Origin of the sequence: Aquibacillus salsiterrae (assembly GCF_028416595.1) — a bacterium.
GTDB lineage: Bacteria > Bacillota > Bacilli > Bacillales > Amphibacillaceae > Aquibacillus_A > Aquibacillus_A salsiterrae.
In genome coordinates this window covers 91,325-110,969 of record NZ_JAMQKC010000003.1, presented here as the reverse complement: position 1 = coordinate 110,969, position 19,645 = coordinate 91,325, and the positions used below count along the sequence as shown (strand labels likewise).

Below are 19,645 nucleotides of genomic sequence, written 5' to 3'. Positions count from 1 at the left end.
AAGTTAAGTAACAGGAGAAACTATGATTGATACAATGTTTTCTTTACATTATACTTTGATTGGTAAATGTCGATAATTCTTACATTTTTTTCTTTTTCTCACAATTTTCTTTTGAAAAGGGGTTTATTATGCAGGAAAAAGTATTAATTATAGCTGTTCATCACCCAACACAAGACGAGGAGAGATTTCATTACTCCTTGGATGAACTTAAGTCCTTAACAGAAACAGCAAAAGGGGAAGTAGTAAAAGTTGTTACTCAAAAACGAGATAGAATTCATCCGGCTCTCTATTTGGGTGAGGGGAAATTAGAAGAGATAAAGGAATATATTGATGAATTGGAAGTTGACTTGGTTATTTCGAATGACGAGTTATCAGGTAGCCAGCTAAGAAACCTGAATCAGCTGCTAGAGGTTAGAATCATCGATCGAAGCCAATTGATTTTAGATATTTTTGCGCAAAGAGCGAATACGAAAGAAGGGAAGCTTCAGGTTGAATTAGCTCAGTATCAATATATGTTACCGAGACTTGTTGGGCAAGGACAAGCTTTATCACGGCTTGGTGCAGGTATTGGTACGCGTGGACCAGGGGAAACAAAGTTAGAATCAGACCGTAGACATATCCGGCGTCGAATTGACGAAATAAAGCGACGGTTGGAAACAGTTGTAAATCAGCGTGAACAATATCGGAAACGACGAAAAGAAAATAACGCCTTTCAGATTGCAATCGTTGGTTATACGAACGCAGGAAAATCAACATTTTTTAATCGTTTAACAAACAGTCAGTCATTGGAAGAGAACCAATTGTTTGCAACGTTAGATCCGATGTCGAGGCAAATTCAACTTCCTTCGGGTTTAAATGCGATTATTACTGATACTGTCGGCTTCATTCAAGACCTTCCTACGTCACTTATTGCTGCGTTTCGTTCGACGTTAGAGGAAGTCACGCAAGCTGATTTTATCATTCATATGGTTGATGCATCTCATCAAGATAACGTCCAGCACCAAAAAACAGTGCTGCAATTATTGAAGGAGTTGGGTGCAGACCATATTCCGATGTTAACCGTTTATAATAAAAAAGATCTGTTGGAAGAGTCGTTCATTCCACAACACCATCCATTTATATTGATTAGTGCATATCAAATAGATGATGTTAAGGAAGTGCTTTATAAGCTCGAACGTGTTCTTTTGGAAGAATGGGAAGCTTATCATACGTTTGTGCCAGCAAATGAATCAACATTACTGCATCAGTTAAATCGAAATACGATTATTCATGAACAAACGTTCAATGAGTATGATGAAGGTTACATCGTTGCTGGATTTATCGATCCAGAACACCCGTTAAAATTTATGATGAAGGAGTAACAGGATGATTGCAAAGATAGTTCAGGGAGTAGAAGAAATCATTCGACCAACGTTTGATCGAATTGGGGAAATTGCCGAAGAAAATCAACGACGAGTGTTAAGCGCATTTCGAAACAACAAGGTTAGCGATAGTCATTTCCACCCGACAACAGGTTATGGGTATGATGACTACGGGAGAGATGTGCTTGAGGCTGTTTATGCAGAAATTTTTGGGGGCGAAGATGCGTTAGTTCGCCCTCAGCTTATTTCTGGGACCCATGCAATTACGGTTTCGTTGTTTGGGGTGCTAAGGCCAGGGGATGAATTGTTATACATAACAGGTAACCCGTATGATACGTTAGAAGAGGTCGTAGGTAGTAGAGGAGAGGCGAATGGTTCCCTCAAAGATTTTAACATCAACTTTGAAGCGATTGCATTAACAGAGTCTGGACAAATTAATTGGGAGAGTGTCGCCCGGTATATAAATCAGAAGACAAAGGTCGTCGGTATCCAAAGGTCTAAAGGGTATGCCGATCGCCCTTCCTTCTCGGTTAGCCAAATAAAAGAAATGGTTGCATTTGTCAAAGAAATTAACCCGTCCATTATTGTTTTCGTAGATAATTGTTACGGGGAATTTGTAGAGGTTTTAGAGCCGACGCATGTGGGTGCAGACCTTATTGCGGGGTCTCTAATTAAAAATCCTGGTGGTGGACTAGCCCGAACCGGCGGCTACATTGTTGGTAAAAAAGATTTAATTGAACTGTGTGCAAATCGTCTAACAGCGCCTGGTTTAGGTAAGGAAACAGGTGCAAGTCTTGGTTTATTGCAGGAAATGTTTCAGGGCTTATTTCTTGCTCCACATGTCGTTAGTGAGGCGTTAAAGGGAGCTGTTTTTACGTCGTACTTACTTACAAAAGCGGGGTTTAAAACAGAACCTGCTTTTGATGCCGATCGAACAGACCTAATCCAATCTGTCCAGTTTGATGATGCAAAACAGATGATCGCCTTTTGTCAGGCAATCCAGCATGCATCACCAGTAAATTCGCATGTTACGCCATATCCAGCACCGATGCCTGGGTATGAAAGTGATGTTATTATGGCAGCGGGTACATTTATTCAAGGGGCTAGTCTAGAACTAACTGCAGATGGACCAATCCGTCCTCCTTATCTCGCTTTTGTGCAGGGTGGGTTGATTTATACGCATGTAAAAATTGCTATTATAGAAGCTCTAAATCATTTGGATGAGAAAGGTTTTCTTCATTTATAATAGTTTCCGTATTGGTTCTTTGGTAGAATGTAAAGTAGAGTAACGTGTTTTTATCATGATTTGGCAAATAGCTTGTATACTATTAGATAATTTTTTGAATTTTTCGATGTAAAGAAAGCTGACACGTATTGACAATTAATTTTCCGGTTGTATAATAAAAGTATGGAAAGTTAAGAACTGAAAGGGGTGGAAATTCATGAGCGATTTTGATAGACGTTCAATGCCCTTATTTTCCATTGGTATAGTTAAGTCATTGACTGATTTAACTGCTAGACAAATTCGTTATTACGAAGAACATGGCTTGATTCATCCAGCGCGAACAAATGGTAATCAGCGATTATTTTCCTTTAACGATGTTGACCGCTTATTAGAAATAAAAGTGTTAATCGAAAAGGGAATTAATCTAGCGGGTATTAAGCAAGTGCTCTCGATTAAAGATCTACCAATGACAAAAGAGCTGGAAGAAGGACAAGTAACCCCGGAATTGTCTGAAAAAGAATTGAGAAAGATGCTTCATAAAGAATTATTCGATTCAGGCAGACTTGGTAAAACTTCGTTAAGACAGGGAGAGTTATCGCGATTCTTCCATTAATGAAATAACTAAAGGAGAGGAAAACATGGGATTAACAAAAGAAGAAATTAAGCAAAAAATTCAAGAGGAAAACGTTAAGTTTATTCGTCTTCAATTTACAGATTTACTTGGAACGATTAAGAACGTTGAAATTCCTCTAAGCCAACTAGACAAAGCATTAAACAATGAAATGGCATTCGATGGTTCATCGATTGAAGGTTTTGTACGTATTGAAGAATCAGACATGAAGTTGTATCCGGATCTAGATACATTCTTAGTATTCCCTTGGACTTCAGAAAAAGGCAAGGTTGCACGCTTTATCTGTGACATTTACAAACCTGATGGTACACCATTCGAAGGCTGTCCTCGTTACAACCTTAAGCGTAATCTTAAGAAAATGGAAGAGTTAGGATTTTCTGCCTTCAACCTTGGTACTGAGCCAGAATTCTTCTTATTCAAATTAGATGAAAAAGGTGAACCTTCTCTTGAGCTTAATGATAAGGGTGGTTACTTTGACCTTGCTCCAACCGATCTTGGTGAAAACTGCCGTCGTGACATCGTGCTAGAATTAGAAGAAATGGGCTTTGAAGTAGAAGCTTCTCACCATGAAGTTGCTCCTGGTCAGCATGAAATTGATTTTAAGTATGCTGATGCTGTTAAACATGCAGACGATATTCAAACGTTCAAACTAGTTGTTAAAACAATTGCTAGAAAGCATGGATTACATGCAACATTCATGCCAAAACCATTATTTGGTGTAAACGGTTCTGGAATGCACTGTAATATGTCTTTATTCAAAGGGAAAACAAATACATTCCTTGATGAAAGTGGCCCATTACAGTTAAGTGAAACTGCATATCAATTTATCGCGGGTATCCTTAAGCATGCCCTAAGCTTTACAGCTGTTACTAACCCAACAGTTAACTCTTACAAGCGTTTAGTTCCTGGTTATGAAGCACCTTGTTATGTGGCTTGGTCTGGTACAAACAGATCTCCACTAATCCGTGTACCTGCTTCTAGAGGATTAAGCACTCGTATCGAAGTTCGTAGTGTTGACCCAGCTGCAAACCCTTATCTTGCTATGTCGGTATTATTAGCTGCTGGTTTAGATGGTATCCAAAACAAGTTAGAAGCTCCTAAAGCTGTTGATCGTAACATCTATATCATGGATAAGGAAGAAAGAGAAGCGAACGGCGTTCAAGATCTTCCTGCAACATTATATGATGCACTTCAACAACTAAAGTCTAATGAAGTTATTGTTGAGTCTTTAGGTGAGCACATTTTCGAACATTTCATTGAAGCGAAAGAAATTGAATGGGATATGTTCCGTACTCAAGTACACCCTTGGGAAAGAGAACAATACATGTCAACGTATTAATAAGTCTAATCCTCTGGCACATAAAGTGTTAGGGGATTTTTCTGTTTTGGGGGTGCTTGATGTTGAAGTTGTAATGAATAACAATCACCCCAAATTCACCCCTGAATTCACCCACGAAAATCCACAAAAAGATCACTATAAAAATTAACAGTATCAACAGCAAGCAAAAACACGCAGAGAAAATCTTGCGGTTCGGTTTTGGAGTACAAAATACAAAAATAACAATCCTTTTAGTGGTCCAATTAACATATAAATTAGGGCTGCTTATTTTTGAAGAGTTGATAGAGTTTATAAAAGAATTGGTAGTAAATTGACACAATATAGGAAATGACCTCTTCTAAATCACTAAGGGCTAATTTTGACCATCTTAATTCAGCCATTTAGCCAATCTCTCCTTAACTTCATTATGATTCCTGTTTTGCATAAAGTGTTGGTTGGGAAGTATTTTTAATCAAACTTTATTTTAAAGCTACAATAATTACCGCTCTAATCTCATATAACACACTTGAAACAAAATTGTAATTTTGTTTCAAGTGTGTTTATCCTAGATACAAAGGAGGGGTAGCAATGGAAATTCAAGAAACGGGAGGAGTTCATTACTCCATTGAAGCTTCAGCTGCGCAAATGCTTAAAATCACAAAGTTAGATAGTTTAAGCGCCTATACAATTCAAATGAAATTTACTCGTTTTGTTATTGGGATTTCTCCTAGTGAGAGTACAGTGTTTAAAAATAAAGAAGTTGACGTTCATTTTATTGATGTTATTAACGAGGAATTAAAAAAAGATGTATCAGTAGAGAGTTTTGCGATTATTAAATATTATTTAGAGAAATGGTTCTACGAAATTACAACTAAAGGGAAACTCGAGTTCTCTTATCGTCAAGACTATTTAATCCCAAGTAAAGTATTGAGTGATACAATGAAGGTATCCCGTGCAACCATTATGCGTTTGGTAGAAAACGGAATGGAAACTGTAGAAGGGAATGGCCATGCGCGTTATCCGAAGCACAATTCGTTTTACTGGGAAGATGGTATTTGGTCTTCACGAATTCAAACATTGCGGGAACTGTTTAAGTTGCGGAACCAAAGTAAAGAAGAGGTCACAAAAGAAATAGAAGAACAAATAAACGAATATCAAGACCAATACGACGGACCTTTTGAAAAAGTATTTGCAGATGTAATCAACGGAGAAATGGATGTATATGACTTGGAGGAACCTGATGATTTTAAAGATTGGCGAGATTTATTAGATGATTTAGAGAAACTTCGGGGTAAAGAAACTTAATATGAGTTTATATCAAGAGAAAAGAATACATTCAGAACTTATTTGAATCTAATCAAAGGTTATTCGATTATCGATTTCCAGAGTTTCAAAAAATCCAATCTAAAGGTGCTAGTAAAATTAAAGCAACACTTCCGCTAAAAACACATCCGGAATATGGGGAAACTGTCCTTGAAATTTCAGGAAGATTAAGTGAAAAAGGAAAAATTTATCAGTATCATTATGGATGGGAACTTTCCCAAAGAAATGGAAAGATAGGAAAGAAGTCTAGACATTTCGTGGCTCGGGACTTCAACCCCAAAGAATGTGCGCATGCCTGGCACACAAAGATAGGAAGCCACTGAAAATTCATTGACTTCCTTTTACAGGATTATTTTTTAATAAACGAATCAATTTCATAATTACTCTGCCGGTTAAAAAGGGCGACGCGCCTCAAACGTCACCCCATAATACCTCCAAAACGTTTATACATCCCAAATTCTCTCCTTTTGAACCGGGGGGCGTGTTAAAAATCCGTACAAGTATAGAGCCATCATGTCTTCGGTGAGTGCACGCAGTTCCTCTGGGTCAAACCTTAAATCCCCAGAATCTGTCTGTGATTGCCAATCAAACCGAATTTGACCGTTTCGCTTCCCTAAATTTCGCACTTTTAAGTGGTAGTTACTATATAACTGCTTTTTAACAGCGTTTAAATCATCCTGAATACATGAAATGATTGTTTCGATTTTATCTAAATAAGGTCCTTTAGCTTTATATTTTCCTTCCCTAAATATTTCTAAATATCTTTGGAATATTGTTAACACAAAAGGTAAAATAATATAAGCGTATACCGTCTTTTTAATCTCCTCATCCATATTTGTCACCTCGCCATATCTACATTATATTACGAACACTTGTTCTTGTAAATGCATCTATAGTATAGCAAAATATAGCAAGTACATACTATTATCAAAAAAACTGGAGGGAGATTGGTGAAACCAAGGTACTATTCTAATATTTATTGGCATTTTACAGGAGGTCCAACCTCGAAACGAAATGGAATAGTTTGGCATCATTTTACGAACTTGAAGGATGTTAAAAAGAACTCTGAATTAAGAAAGCCAAAAGATGCGATGAATAATCTTAAAAGTATCATAGAATCCAATGTCTTAAAAGCAACGTGTACGGAGCTAATTTCAAATAAAGTAGAAACGAAAAAGTTTTGTAGTGTATGTGATATTCCGTTAGTTGATTTAATGTACCATAAAACGTATTACGGTGAATATGCCATCGGTTTTAATGCGAAACAAATTCACGATCACTTCCATCCGGTGCTTTATTTGGATCCATCTTATACAACGATAACAAGCTCAAAAGAGGAGGATGACAGCTTAGATGGTCATAAATTATGGGATGTTATCGGAATTCATAAAGAAAATCCCTTATTGAATTTTATAAAGATAACTAATTTTGCTTTGGATTACGACCACTCGTTTTATGGGGAGCGGGAGTGGAGGTGCTTAGAAGACTTTAACTTTAAGAAAAATGACGTAGAAGCCATTATTGTTCCGAAAGAAGAAGTAGAGGAAATGAATGAGTATTTAGTTCAAAATGGATACCACAATATTAGTGTAATGAGTTGGAACCTAATTGAAAACATATAAGAAAAAGCAAAGTTGGACGTGGCTGTCGCTGGATGTTATCCACGCTTGGATCTTTTTTATACTTTCTTTACTTTAAGAAAAACACAAGTCGCGCCTACCCCTGGGGTAGGCGCGACTTGTGAGCTAAACATCCTAAGATTAATGAATGTGTCGATAAAGGCCAACCACTTTACCAAGAATGGAAACATTGTGATAAATTAATGGGTCCATCGTCGCGTTTTCTGGTTGAAGTCTAATGTGGTCCGTCTCTTTAAAAAAACGTTTTACGGTTGCTTCTTCATCTTCTGTCATAGCAACAACAATCTCACCATTGTGTGCAGTTTGTTGTTGTTTAACAATAACCATATCTCCGTCTAGTATTCCCGCTTCAATCATGCTTTCTCCTTCAATAACTAGAACGAAAAAAGTATCGTTAGGATTTGCGATTGTGTTAGGGATTGGCACGTATTCATCGATATTTTCAATAGCTGTAATTGGTATTCCTGCAGTTACTTTACCGATTACAGGGGCATAAAGTGTGTTTTCGTTAGCAATGGTTTGCTCGTTTTCGTGTTCCGTAGATAATAATTCAATTGCTCTAGGTTTAGTAGGATCACGTCTAATATACCCTTTTTTCTCAAGTCGGGATAAATGGCCGTGGACGGTAGAGCTTGATGCTAACCCAACAGCCTCGCCAATTTCTCTAACGGACGGTGGATAGCCTTTTTCTTTCACTTGTTCCCGGATATATTGCAAAATAGATTGCTGCCTTTTTGATAGATTTGTCATAAGAAAACACCTCGAACATATTATTTATTAAGAACATTATACCATGATTAACCAGTTCGTACAAACATTTGTTCGAAAAGTTATTGACAAGAACTTTTGTTCGCAAGTATAATAAAAATAACAAGGAACGCTTGTTCTTATTTTGGAGGTGTAGATAATGTTTCAGAATCTTTCAAAAGTAGATTTGTTCTATCTAGTTGCTTTTATAGCAACACTTGGTTTTATGTATTTCGGGTTAGTGACTAGTTAACGCGGGGGCTATGAAATGAAAGCAATTATATACTGTAGAGTTAGTACTACGAAAGAGGAGCAGACTACCTCCCTAAGTCGGCAAAGACAGGAATTAATAGCGTTAGCTAGTAGCCTAAATATCACAGTTTTTGATATCATTGAAGAGACAGAAAGTGGATATGAAATAGATCGGGACGGAGTATTCCAGATGCTTGACTACTTTTCTTCTAATCAAGCTGATTGTCTTCTCATTCAAGATGAGACCAGATTAGGGCGGGGGAATACGAAAATTGCACTTTTTCATCAACTCAACAAAATGGACATACCTATTTATACGTTATCAGACCATGATGGATTAAAATTGTCCGAATCCGATTCGATGGTTATACAAATTGTTGGTATCGTTGAAGAATATCAAAGAAGGATCCATAATTTGAAGATTAAAAGAGGGATTAAAAAAGCAATGGATAATGGATTCAATCCAACTAAAAATCTCTCGAATATTAATCAAGCACCTGGTAGAGAAAGAAAGAAGTTCCCGGTTGAGGAAGTTAAGCGACTTAGGGAAAACAAACTTACCTTTGCTGAAATAGCTACCATATTAAGAGGAATGGGCTATGATGTTTCCAAAGCAACAGTCCATCGGAGGTATAAGGAGCATGTATCACTTGAAACAACGGAAAAACATAAGATAGAATGAAAGGACAAGTCGTGCAATGTTTGGCGCCTTGTCTTTTTTTAGTTTTTGGAGAAATGGTTATGATAAGGGATAGTAGGAATTTTAAAAAAATAGCTCTGAGCTCGTTTCTTATACTTCCTTATCTTTATAAAAAGGAGAATCAATATGTTATCAAAGGATAAAATAGAACGGATTAATTTTTTGGCTAATAAGGCGAAAAATGAGGGATTGACAGATGTGGAGAAGGATGAACAGCAACAATTGCGACAAGAATATTTAAAAAACGTCCGCAAGTCGTTCAAAAATCAATTTAAGGGAATGACAGTAATCGACCCTGCTGGCAACGATGTGACACCAAAAAAGGTTAAAAACCTTAAAAATGAGAGTAATAAAAAGTATCATTAAGTAAAAGGAAGAGAATCTGGTCCAAAACATTCGAAATATTGTAATAAATATCGTTTATTTGATACTCTAGTACTTGTTAATTCTAACATTTCATTATAGGATATTAATGGTACGTACATATTTCTGTCAAAAGAAAGGGGATACAAGAATGTCGAAACAAATAGAACAAAAGTCGATTAATTCTATTCGGACTTTGTCGATTGACGCGATAGAAAAAGCAAACTCTGGTCACCCAGGATTACCAATGGGTGCAGCACCTATGGCTTATAAGTTGTGGGCAGACCATATGAATCATAATCCGAAAAATTCAAAATGGTTTAATCGTGATCGTTTTGTACTGTCTGCAGGCCATGGCTCTATGTTATTATATAGCCTTTTACATCTATCAGGCTATAATGTGACAATTGATGATCTTAAAGGCTTCCGTCAGTGGGGATCTAAAACGCCTGGACACCCTGAAGTTCATCATACAGATGGTGTGGAAGCAACAACAGGTCCACTTGGACAAGGGGTTGCAATGTCTGTTGGTATGGCAATGGCAGAAAAGCATCTTGCTGCTAAATACAACCGTGACAATTATCAGGTAGTCGATCACTATACTTATACTCTTGTAAGTGACGGTGATTTAATGGAAGGGATCTCTCATGAGTCTGCTTCCCTAGCTAGCCACTTAAAGCTAGGCAAACTAATCGCTCTCTATGATTCAAATGATATTTCGTTAGACGGTGAACTAAACAAGTCTTTCTCTGAAGATGTAGCAAGCCGTTTTACAGCATATGGCTGGCAAGTTCTTCGAGTAGAAGATGGTAATGATATTGATTCGGTTGGAAAAGCAATCGCAGAAGCACAACAAAATACAGACCAACCTACATTAATAGAAGTAAAAACAGTAATTGGTTATGGATCTCCAAATAAATCAGCATCATCAGCCTCACACGGTGCTCCACTAGGTGCTGACGAAATTAAGCTAACAAAAGAATTTTACGAGTGGGAGCATGATGATTTTCACGTTCCAGATGAAGTTTACCAAGACTTCCAAACTAAAATCGTAAACCGTGGACAAAAGACTGAACAAGAATGGAATGCTTTATTTGATTCTTACAAAGAAGCACACCCTGAATTAGCAAGTGAATTTGTCCAAGCGATCAATGGTGAGTTACCTGAAGGATGGGAAAAAGATCTTCCTGTATATGAAACTGGAAAATCATTAGCAACACGTGCTTCTTCTGGTGAAGTATTAAATGCAATTGCAAAAACAGTGCCTTCATTCTTTGGAGGAAGTGCTGACTTAGCTGGTTCTAACAAAACAACCATTAAAGATGCAGGTGACTTCTCGCGAGAAGATTATTCTGGTAAAAACATCTGGTTCGGGGTTCGTGAATTTGCAATGGCTGCAGCGTTAAACGGGATGGCTTTACACGGTGGTTTAAAAGTATTCGGTGGTACGTTCTTCGTATTTAGTGATTACTTAAAACCAGCTGTTCGCTTATCAGCTATTCAAAACCTACCTGTAACCTATGTACTAACACATGACTCGATTGCAGTAGGGGAAGACGGCCCAACACACGAACCAGTTGAACAACTTGCTGGATTACGTGCAATGCCAAATCTTTCTGTGATTCGTCCGGCTGATGGTAATGAAGTTCAAGCAGCATGGCGTTTAGCTTTGGAATCAACAGATCAACCAACGGCGCTAGTACTTACAAGACAAAACCTACCTACTCTAGAAGGTACTGCTGAAAATGCGTATGAAGGAGTGAAAAAGGGTGGTTATGTTGTAAGTCCGGCATCTAAAGCAACTCCTGATGCAATATTAATTGCGACAGGTTCTGAAGTACAACTAGCTGTTAGAGCACAGGAAGAGTTAAAAGGTCAAGGGATTGATGCAAGTGTAGTTAGTATTCCTTCTTGGGACCGCTTTGCTAAACAAGATAAAGCTTATAAGGACCAAGTATTACCTCCTAGTGTGAAAAAGCGTTTGGGAATTGAGATGGCTTCTTCACTTGGCTGGGAAAGGTTTACAGGTGATGAAGGGAAGATTCTTGCCATTGACACGTTTGGTGCATCTGCGAATGGTGATAAAATTATCGCAGAGTACGGCTTTACGGTAGAGAATGTTGTGAATCAAGTAAAATCATTGTTTAACTAAGGACTAATGACAATTAAACCCTTGACCTCTAGTGTCAAGGGTTTTAAAATGAAGAAAGCGCTCGAAAAAGTTTATAGTAAGTGTTTAAAAGGCAAAAAAAGACAAAACTTGTTTTAAATTTTAACACGTTATGACACGAACTTCAGCTGTTTTTCTGTATAATGTTTGTCAAAATAGGAGGGACAAGCATATGCAGAAGTATTCGATATTCTGGATTGAGGAAGAATTTTGTTATCATTATTTTTATCGTTCGGAAATTCTTTACCGTTTTTTAAATGAATATTTAAGTTATACTTCCAGAACAGATTTGCTTTCACAATTTACGTTTGTAACTAGAAATCTTCCATATAATACGTTACTCACCCATTTTAAAAACTATCACGGCGATAGTTTGAAGCTAGAGATGACAGAGAAGGGCTTAGTAATGGAAAAGGGAAATAGCTCGGTTTGTTTGGAATTATTTGATCGATACATAACAGTTCAAGCATTTTCTGTGGAAGAAGCTGATCGTCTGTTGTTTCAATGCTTGAAATCATTTGATCCAAGTTTTTTCATTATTGAATCAGAAACGACAAATTGTGGATGGATTACTCCTATTAAAAAGGAAGTATTACTATAGATAATAAGTATCCTACTATTGTATTATTTTGTTGATTTTACTATACTGTATGAGAGACAACATGAAGGAGGAAAGCTTGACATGGCAACTATTTGGGTTGTGTTAATAGCTATTTTAGCCTTAATTGCTGGTGTCGCATTAGGGTTTTTCATTGCTCGAAAGTATATGATGAACTACTTAAAAAAGAACCCACCAATTAACGAACAAATGCTTAGAACATTAATGATGCAAATGGGGCAAAAACCGTCCCAAAAGAAAATTAATCAAATGATGCGTGCGATGAACAATAATCAACCAAAGTAATTTCTCGGATGATTCTCTCAATTTAGATAGATTGAGGTTGCACAGATAAACCCCTTGGCACTATTGGTGTCAAGGGGTTTATCTTAAAGTTTCATCACAGATGGATAAGGTAGGTGCAAGGATAAATGGAAGAACTTAATGTGCTTCTTGCCTTTGGGGCTGGTTTTCTGTCATTCATCTCTCCATGCGTATTGCCATTATATCCAGCATTTCTTTCTTATATTACAGGCATGGGTGTCAATGATATTAAAGAAGAACATGGCATGTTTAATAAAAAAAGTATAGTACATACGATTTTCTTTTTAATTGGTTTTTCCAGCATTTTTATCTTGATGGGCTTCACGACTTCGTTTATTGGAACATTTCTGCTTGAGTGGAAAGATATTATTAGGCAAATTGGTGCTATCTTAATTGTATTTTTTGGTTTAGTAATCATAGGAGTGCTAAATTTTGATTTTTTAATGAAAGATAGAAAAATAATATTTAAACAAAGACCAGCTGGTTATTTTGGGTCTCTCTTTATTGGGAGTGCCTTCTCATTAGGATGGACCCCATGTACAGGGCCAATCTTAATGGCCGTTTTATCTCTTGCGGCATCTAATCCAGAATCAGGTGTAGTAATGATGACTGCCTATTCGTTAGGCTTCTCTGCGCCATTTTTAATTCTGTCTTTTTTCATTGGTAAGCTTAAGTGGATTAAAAGAAATGGGCCACGCTTAGTTAGAATTGGCGGTTACGTGATGATTTTTATGGGGATTTTTTTGTTTTTTGACTTCATGGCAAAGTTAACTTCCTTTTTAGCTGGTTGGTTTAATTTTTATGGTTTCTAAGTAATGGCAAATCTGACTGTTTTATATTATGATTATACAAAAGAGACAATAAGGAGAATGTTCGTGATACAACATAATGACTTGATTTTAAGAACGACAACATCATTAATAGCCTTTATTTTGTTTGGATTTTCCATCTATTTATTTCTGGCAGGACATAGTGCTCCTGGTGGTGGATTTATTGGTGGCCTAATGACATCAGCTGCTATTCTTTTGATGTATATGGCTTACGGCAACAAAGCCGTAAGTAAGATATTACCGATAAACTATCGAATGCTAATCCCAATTGGATTATCAGTTGCTATTTTAACAAGTGTTGGTTCATTTCTTTTTGGTCAACCCTTTTTAAGTCATACGTATGGTTATTTCTACTTGCCTGTTTTTGGTGAGAAGGAACTTGCTACTGCGGTGCTCTTTGACTTGGGGGTTTACTTAACTGTTGTCGGGATAACGATGACTATAATCTTAACAATTGCTAGCGACAGATAAGTTGTTAAAACGATCATCGTGTAGAAGAAAAGCGTAGGATGTTTGCTTGCCGTGGTTGTTTCTGGACGTTTATCCAAGGATAAAAAAACATGTAAAGAGAAAGAGTTGATGATATGTTCTGGGCTATAGCCAGTTCGTTTGTCGGGGTCATTATGGCTATCTCCATGATAATCATTCGCCTGAAAGCCGCCAAAAAACCAGTTAGTATTAGAAAAATAATATTGCCACCACTGTTTATGAGTACAGGCGCATTGATGTTTATTTTCCCTGAATTCCGCGTACCATGGGCGCAAGTATTCGAAGCGACGATTGTTGGTGCTATCTTTTCTATTTTGTTAGTTAAGACAACTAAGTTTGAGGTTAGGCATGGTCAAATCTATTTAATTCCATCTAAAATATTTGCTGTTATCCTGTTTGGCTTACTATTGGTTCGTGTCATTTTAAAATTGATTATTGGCCAAACTATCTCGTTAGGCGAAACGAGTGGTATGTTCTTTTTGCTAGCTTTTGCGATGATTATTTCTTGGAGGTTAGCGATGTTGGTGAAATATAGAAAGGTGGAGCAGCAAATCAGCAATTTGAAGGAATCGTAAAAAAATAGGTTGTCCGAATGAGCATTCGGGCAGCCTATTCTCCTTAGTAAAACTAACATTTCATTGGTCAAAAAGCGTTTGATAGGGAGATGCATCAATGTTTTTTTCCTCTAGTTTTTTCCTTAAAAATTTATGATCACGCTTAGGAGTAGCTAAAATATAACCCTCAATCAGTGTGTCAAAGGTTATTTTCTTTTCTTTTTTCGATAATGCAATTTCTCCTATTTTGCTAGCGATTTTTTGCCTAGCAACATCACGGAAAAGCTCTGGAACAGGAGAGATTAATTCCTCTAACAGTAATTTTTCCGGTTCACGCCACATGTGTCTTGTTTTTTCTACATAGTGCTCTTCCCAGTCCATGATTGATTTTCCATCTTCCTTGGGAAGCTTTTTAAGAAATTTTCTAAACATAAAAAAACCACCGATTGCTAATAACCCCACTAAAACAAAAGTCCAGCTAATTATAAAGATAGCAAATTGTGTCGACATTTTTTCACCTATCTTATCTTAGAAAAATATTGTAATTTTTTTATTGCAAAAAAGTCCAAACATTTTAATTTTTCTAGTTTTATAGTAATATTACTAATAATTGTTTTTTTTTTACATACTTTCTCCGAATTTACATTAAATTCATCTTAGAGAAATATAATGATACTAGACAATCTTTATAATAGTGACATTATAAAAGGAACTAGACTAATTTACAACAATATTGAATGGGTTTTGTCGAAATCTCGGGATTAAAGATAGGGGAAGGTGGTTCTTTTGTCGGATCATATTCAGAACAACCAGTATAAAGAAGGGCCTCAATATCGTGCTTCGGCCGGGAAGCAAATTAATTTCGCTAAGTTGTCCGATTTGCCGAAGTGCATGTTAAATTGGGTTGAAGACCATGCCTTTGATCTTATCATTGTCTGTGATTCACTAGGCAGAATTCTATATGTTTCTAAGTCTGTTTCAAAATTATTGGGATATAAAAGAGATGTGTTGATCGGTGACCAAGCACTTAATTATCTTCCCTATAGTGACCAACTTCTTATCAAAGCGAGATTAAAACAACAGGCGACTAAGTCAACCAAAATAATTGTTAGTGTTCGTGATGTATATGGTAAAAATGTCTGGATCGAGACCTATATTTCAGCCATGCAAAATGAGGAAATGGGTGAGAAACTTTTTGTTTCTTTAGCAACTGACATAACGGATAAAAAAGAAGCAGAAGAAATGTTAATCCGTTCAGAAAAAATGTCTGTTGCCGGTCAGCTTGCTGCCGGTGTTGCTCATGAAATAAGAAACCCCTTAACGTCACTGAAGGGATTTGTTCACCTACTACAGTCTGGTATTGAACAAAAAAGTGACTATTACAAAATAATGGTTGATGAAATTGAGAAAATAGAAACTATAACATCTGAGCTTTTATTTATTTCCAAACCAATGACAGATGAGAAGTCGAAAGTAAGCTTGTCAGAAATGTTGAGTGACGTTGTAACATTACTTCGATCACAAGCAACCATTTACAATATCCAAATCAACATTAAAATGGAAAAAGACGTCATCCTTTATTGCGATAAGACGCAAATGAAACAAGTCTTAATCAACCTTATTAAAAACGCTGTGGAAGAAATGGGGAACGGTGGAACGATTCAAGTGATCGTAAGTAGCGAGGAGAAACATGTATTCATTTCGATTGTGGACGAGGGTCCTGGTATTCCGGATGATATTCTACATAAGTTGAAAGAGCCGTTTTTTACAACGAAAAAAGATGGAACAGGATTAGGTTTAATGATTTCTAATAAAATAGTTGAAAATCATAACGGGGCAATTGACATGATGAACAATCGAGACATAGGAAGTACCTTTCGAATTCGTTTGCCAATTGATGGCTAGGAATGTTAAAAGATAAGAAGTATCGAGAAATCGAAGGGCTATCTAGCATAGGTCACCAATCCCGCCTTGGTCAGTCTTCGGCTGACCAAGGCGGGGTGATTTATTTACATATCATGGGAAGCGTCTTTTTTCTGGCGGGAATGGTTTCTATTTTTAACCTTTTTTGAACCGCTTAATGGTTCGTTTGGTTGCTTTTTGTTATTTTTAGTCACATTCAGCCCTCCTTTGTTACAATGATTATTATTTTATTTAGCGTGGTTTTTTATGCTTTCTAACGGCAGCTTTTTTCCGTTTTGTCATTTCCTTTGTTTCTTTATAAGAAAATTGTCTAAACATTTTACTTATAAACCGATTTCATTTAAAATAAATAGGTGCAAAAGATAAATGCTTTAGGGGAATGGAGAGATCGAATACGATCCTACATATTTTTAAAAGGGGGTAGCGTAGTTTTATGACAACGAACAATCTTTTCGATGCACGTAAACAATTTGAAGTAAACGGAAAAAAGTATAATTACTATCAACTTAAAGCACTAGAAAATGCTGGACTAGGAAATATATCTCGTTTGCCATTCTCTATTCGTATCTTATTGGAATCGCTAATAAGACAATACGATGGACATGTAATTAAGGACGAGCATGTCGAAGGTTTAGCAAAATGGGGGCAAACAGAAAGCACAGATGTTCCATTTAAGCCAGCTCGTGTAATCCTACAAGACTTTACTGGTGTACCAGCTGTTGTTGACCTTGCGTCACTTCGGAAAGCAATGGTAGACATGGGGGGTTCTCCGGATAAAATTAATCCAGAAGTTCCAGTAGACCTCGTTATTGACCACTCTGTCCAAGTTGATAGATATGGTACGAATGATGCGTTAACGAAAAACATGGAATTAGAATTTGAACGTAATGCAGAGCGCTATGAATTTTTACACTGGGCTCAAAAGGCATTTAACAATTATCGTGCCGTTCCACCAGCAACAGGTATCGTTCACCAAGTTAATTTAGAGTACCTTGCTAATGTGGTGCATGCAGTTGAAAGCGATAATGGGGAATACGATGCATTTCCTGATACATTAGTTGGTACTGATTCCCACACGACAATGATCAATGGACTTGGTGTCCTCGGTTGGGGCGTAGGCGGTATTGAAGCAGAAGCTGGAATGTTAGGACAGCCTTCATACTTCCCGGCACCAGAAGTAATTGGTGTGAAATTTACAGGTAGCTTTCCAAATGGAACAACTGCTACAGATCTTGCGTTAAAAGTAACACAAGTACTACGTGAGAAAAAAGTAGTAGGGAAATTTGTTGAATATTTCGGTCCTGGCCTTAAGGAAATGCCTTTAGCAGACCGTGCAACAATTGCTAACATGGCTCCGGAATATGGAGCAACATGTGGTTTCTTCCCGGTAGACGAAGAGGCACTTAACTATCTTCGTCTAACAGGTAGAAGTGAAGATCAAATTAGTTTAGTTGAAAAATATTGTAAAGAAAATGATCTTTGGTATTCTTCAGACTTACCGGATCCGGAGTTCACTGAATTAGTTGAAATTGACTTGTCTGAGTTAGAGCCTAACCTTTCTGGTCCTAAACGTCCACAAGACTTGATTCCACTGTCTGCTATGAAGGAATCTTTCAACAAAGCAATTACAGCTCCTGCTGGCAACCAAGGATTTGGTTTAAGTGAAGATGAGATCAATAAAACGGTGAAAATTGATCATCCAAACGGGAAATCCTCCGTTATGAAAACAGGTGCAGTCGCAATTGCTGCAATAACGTCTTGTACGAATACCTCTAACCCATACGTTATGTTAGGTGCAGGCTTACTTGCTAAAAAGGCAGTTGAAAAAGGCCTGGAAGTTCCTGCTTATGTAAAAACTTCATTGGCACCTGGTTCTAAAGTAGTTACACGTTATCTGGAAGATTCTGGTCTAATGACTTATTTAAATGATTTAGGCTTTAATTTAGTTGGGTATGGGTGTACGACATGTATTGGTAACTCAGGTCCATTATCAGAGGAAATTGAAGAAGCTATAGCGAAAAATGATTTAACTGTTGCTTCCGTGCTTTCCGGTAATCGTAACTTTGAGGGTAGAATTCATCCATTAGTAAAAGCTAATTACCTTGCCTCTCCACCATTAGTTGTAGCTTATGCGTTAGCCGGGTCAGTTGATGTTGACTTAAGATCCGAACCAATCGGTAAGGATAAAGACGGCAAGGCAGTTTACTTTGATGACATTTGGCCAACAATCGATGAAATTAAAGAACAAGTAGAAAAAGTAGTTACACCAGAAATTTTTCGTAAAGAATATGAGGATGTATTTAACTCAAATGAAAAATGGAACGAAATTCAAACAACGGATGAACCATTGTATAAGTGGGATAGTGAGTCTACTTATATTCAAAACCCACCGTTCTTTGAAGGTTTATCAAAAGATGCAGGCAAAGTTGAAACATTATCTAGCCTTCGCGCAATCGGTAAATTTGGTGATTCAGTGACAACTGACCATATCTCGCCGGCTGGTGCGATTGCAAAGGATATGCCTGCAGGTAAGTATTTGCAAGAGAAAGATGTTTCCCCTCGAAACTTCAATTCTTACGGTTCTCGCCGTGGTAATCATGAAGTAATGATGCGTGGAACATTTGCAAATATCCGGATTAAAAATAAGTTAGCACCGGAAACAGAGGGTGGCTATACAACTTACTGGCCAACAGAAGAAGTAATGCCTATTTATGATGCGGCAATGAAATACCAAGAAAACAATACTGGATTACTTATCATTGCTGGAAAAGACTATGGTATGGGAAGCTCACGTGACTGGGCTGCCAAAGGTACAAACCTATTAGGAATCAAAACAGTTATCGCTGAGAGCTTTGAAAGAATTCACCGATCTAACCTTGTAATGATGGGTGTTCTTCCATTACAGTTTAAAGATGGGGATAGCGCTGAATCACTTGGTTTAACTGGAAAAGAATCATTCGATGTGGCCATTGATGAAAAAGTAAAGCCACACGACTTAGTCAAAGTTACCGCAACAGATGAAGAAGGTAACAAAAAAGAATTTGAAGTAGTTGCCCGTTTTGATAGTGATGTTGAAATTGACTACTATCGTCATGGTGGTATACTGCAAATGGTTCTAAGAAATAAACTAGAAGCATAATATGAAAGAGGTAGCTTGGGTAATTTACAAGCTATCTCTTTTTGCTTTCTTAAGCTTT

At 37.1% G+C, this 19,645-nt stretch carries 20 protein-coding genes; 16 read left to right on the top strand and 4 right to left on the bottom strand.

Translation table 11 applies throughout. The features are described 5' to 3' along the window. Positions 1 to 128 precede the first annotated feature (128 nt). The 5 genes from hflX to NC799_RS05170 all read left to right on the top strand — a co-directional run bounded on the left by hflX (position 129) and on the right by NC799_RS05170 (position 5,840). Positions 129 to 1,361 carry a GTPase HflX gene (gene hflX / locus NC799_RS05190; protein WP_272445313.1) on the top strand — a complete coding sequence of 411 codons (1,233 nt, stop codon included), beginning with the start codon at positions 129 to 131 and terminating at the stop codon, positions 1,359 to 1,361. Positions 1,362 to 1,365: 4 nt separating this feature from the next. After that, positions 1,366 to 2,607 (top strand): methionine gamma-lyase family protein, encoded by a 1,242-nt coding sequence (locus NC799_RS05185; RefSeq protein WP_272445312.1) that lies wholly within the window; start codon positions 1,366 to 1,368, stop codon positions 2,605 to 2,607. 196 nt (positions 2,608 to 2,803) lie between these two features. Then, positions 2,804 to 3,199, top strand: coding sequence for a MerR family transcriptional regulator (locus tag NC799_RS05180; RefSeq protein WP_272445311.1), 396 nt, complete (start codon positions 2,804 to 2,806; stop codon positions 3,197 to 3,199). A gap of 25 nt (positions 3,200 to 3,224) precedes the next feature. After that, on the top strand, positions 3,225 to 4,556 hold the full coding sequence (glnA, locus tag NC799_RS05175) for a type I glutamate--ammonia ligase (protein WP_272445310.1): 1,332 nt from the start codon (positions 3,225 to 3,227) through the stop codon (positions 4,554 to 4,556). A 567-nt stretch (positions 4,557 to 5,123) separates the two neighbouring features. Continuing rightward, positions 5,124 to 5,840, top strand: a complete 717-nt coding sequence (locus NC799_RS05170; protein ID WP_272445309.1) for a hypothetical protein — start codon at positions 5,124 to 5,126, stop codon at positions 5,838 to 5,840. 461 nt (positions 5,841 to 6,301) lie between these two features. Here the strand turns inward: NC799_RS05170 and NC799_RS05165 are convergent, their stop codons facing one another. After that, positions 6,302 to 6,691, bottom strand: a complete 390-nt coding sequence (locus NC799_RS05165; RefSeq protein ID WP_272445308.1) for a YhjD family protein — start codon at positions 6,689 to 6,691, stop codon at positions 6,302 to 6,304. A gap of 117 nt (positions 6,692 to 6,808) precedes the next feature. Between NC799_RS05165 and NC799_RS05160 the strand changes: the two genes are divergently transcribed. After that, positions 6,809 to 7,480 (top strand): abortive infection system antitoxin AbiGi family protein, encoded by a 672-nt coding sequence (locus NC799_RS05160; protein ID WP_272445307.1) that lies wholly within the window; start codon positions 6,809 to 6,811, stop codon positions 7,478 to 7,480. A 138-nt stretch (positions 7,481 to 7,618) separates the two neighbouring features. On the opposite strand, the gene lexA is transcribed toward NC799_RS05160, so the two are convergent. Beyond that, on the bottom strand, positions 7,619 to 8,248 hold the full coding sequence (lexA, locus tag NC799_RS05155; RefSeq protein WP_272445306.1) for a transcriptional repressor LexA: 630 nt from the start codon (positions 8,246 to 8,248) through the stop codon (positions 7,619 to 7,621). A 265-nt stretch (positions 8,249 to 8,513) separates the two neighbouring features. On the opposite strand from lexA, the gene NC799_RS05150 reads away from it, so the two are divergent. The 8 genes from NC799_RS05150 to NC799_RS05115 all read left to right on the top strand — a co-directional run bounded on the left by NC799_RS05150 (position 8,514) and on the right by NC799_RS05115 (position 14,546). Next, a complete protein-coding gene (locus NC799_RS05150; RefSeq protein ID WP_272445305.1) occupies positions 8,514 to 9,179 on the top strand; it encodes a YneB family resolvase-like protein in 666 nt (221 codons plus the stop codon). 144 nt (positions 9,180 to 9,323) lie between these two features. Then, positions 9,324 to 9,563 carry a DUF896 domain-containing protein gene (locus NC799_RS05145; RefSeq protein WP_272445304.1) on the top strand — a complete coding sequence of 80 codons (240 nt, stop codon included), beginning with the start codon at positions 9,324 to 9,326 and terminating at the stop codon, positions 9,561 to 9,563. 148 nt (positions 9,564 to 9,711) lie between these two features. Next, entirely contained in the window at positions 9,712 to 11,712 is a 2,001-nt protein-coding gene (gene tkt / locus NC799_RS05140) for a transketolase (protein WP_272445303.1), read from the top strand. A gap of 190 nt (positions 11,713 to 11,902) precedes the next feature. Then, positions 11,903 to 12,331 (top strand): sporulation inhibitor of replication protein SirA, encoded by a 429-nt coding sequence (gene sirA / locus NC799_RS05135; RefSeq protein ID WP_272445302.1) that lies wholly within the window; start codon positions 11,903 to 11,905, stop codon positions 12,329 to 12,331. An 81-nt stretch (positions 12,332 to 12,412) separates the two neighbouring features. Continuing rightward, entirely contained in the window at positions 12,413 to 12,634 is a 222-nt protein-coding gene (locus NC799_RS05130; RefSeq protein WP_272445301.1) for a YneF family protein, read from the top strand. A 125-nt stretch (positions 12,635 to 12,759) separates the two neighbouring features. After that, a complete protein-coding gene (locus tag NC799_RS05125; RefSeq protein WP_272445300.1) occupies positions 12,760 to 13,464 on the top strand; it encodes a cytochrome c biogenesis CcdA family protein in 705 nt (234 codons plus the stop codon). A 63-nt stretch (positions 13,465 to 13,527) separates the two neighbouring features. Next, positions 13,528 to 13,953 carry a Na(+)/H(+) antiporter subunit B gene (locus NC799_RS05120; RefSeq protein ID WP_272445299.1) on the top strand — a complete coding sequence of 142 codons (426 nt, stop codon included), beginning with the start codon at positions 13,528 to 13,530 and terminating at the stop codon, positions 13,951 to 13,953. A gap of 113 nt (positions 13,954 to 14,066) precedes the next feature. Continuing rightward, positions 14,067 to 14,546 (top strand): CcdC family protein, encoded by a 480-nt coding sequence (locus NC799_RS05115; RefSeq protein ID WP_272445298.1) that lies wholly within the window; start codon positions 14,067 to 14,069, stop codon positions 14,544 to 14,546. Positions 14,547 to 14,606: 60 nt separating this feature from the next. Here NC799_RS05115 and NC799_RS05110 read toward each other — a convergent pair whose 3' ends face one another. After that, positions 14,607 to 15,035, bottom strand: a complete 429-nt coding sequence (locus NC799_RS05110) for a DUF2621 family protein (RefSeq protein ID WP_272445297.1) — start codon at positions 15,033 to 15,035, stop codon at positions 14,607 to 14,609. A 276-nt stretch (positions 15,036 to 15,311) separates the two neighbouring features. Between NC799_RS05110 and NC799_RS05105 the strand changes: the two genes are divergently transcribed. Next, positions 15,312 to 16,430, top strand: a complete 1,119-nt coding sequence (locus tag NC799_RS05105) for an ATP-binding protein (protein WP_272445296.1) — start codon at positions 15,312 to 15,314, stop codon at positions 16,428 to 16,430. 104 nt (positions 16,431 to 16,534) lie between these two features. Here NC799_RS05105 and NC799_RS05100 read toward each other — a convergent pair whose 3' ends face one another. Next, a complete protein-coding gene (locus NC799_RS05100; RefSeq protein ID WP_272445592.1) occupies positions 16,535 to 16,648 on the bottom strand; it encodes a small acid-soluble spore protein P in 114 nt (37 codons plus the stop codon). 233 nt (positions 16,649 to 16,881) lie between these two features. Here NC799_RS05100 and acnA point away from each other — a divergent pair, with 233 nt between their 5' ends. After that, complete coding sequence (gene acnA, locus NC799_RS05095; protein ID WP_272445295.1) at positions 16,882 to 19,587, top strand: aconitate hydratase AcnA; 2,706 nt, start codon at positions 16,882 to 16,884, stop codon at positions 19,585 to 19,587. The last annotated feature ends 58 nt before the right edge of the window (positions 19,588 to 19,645 follow it).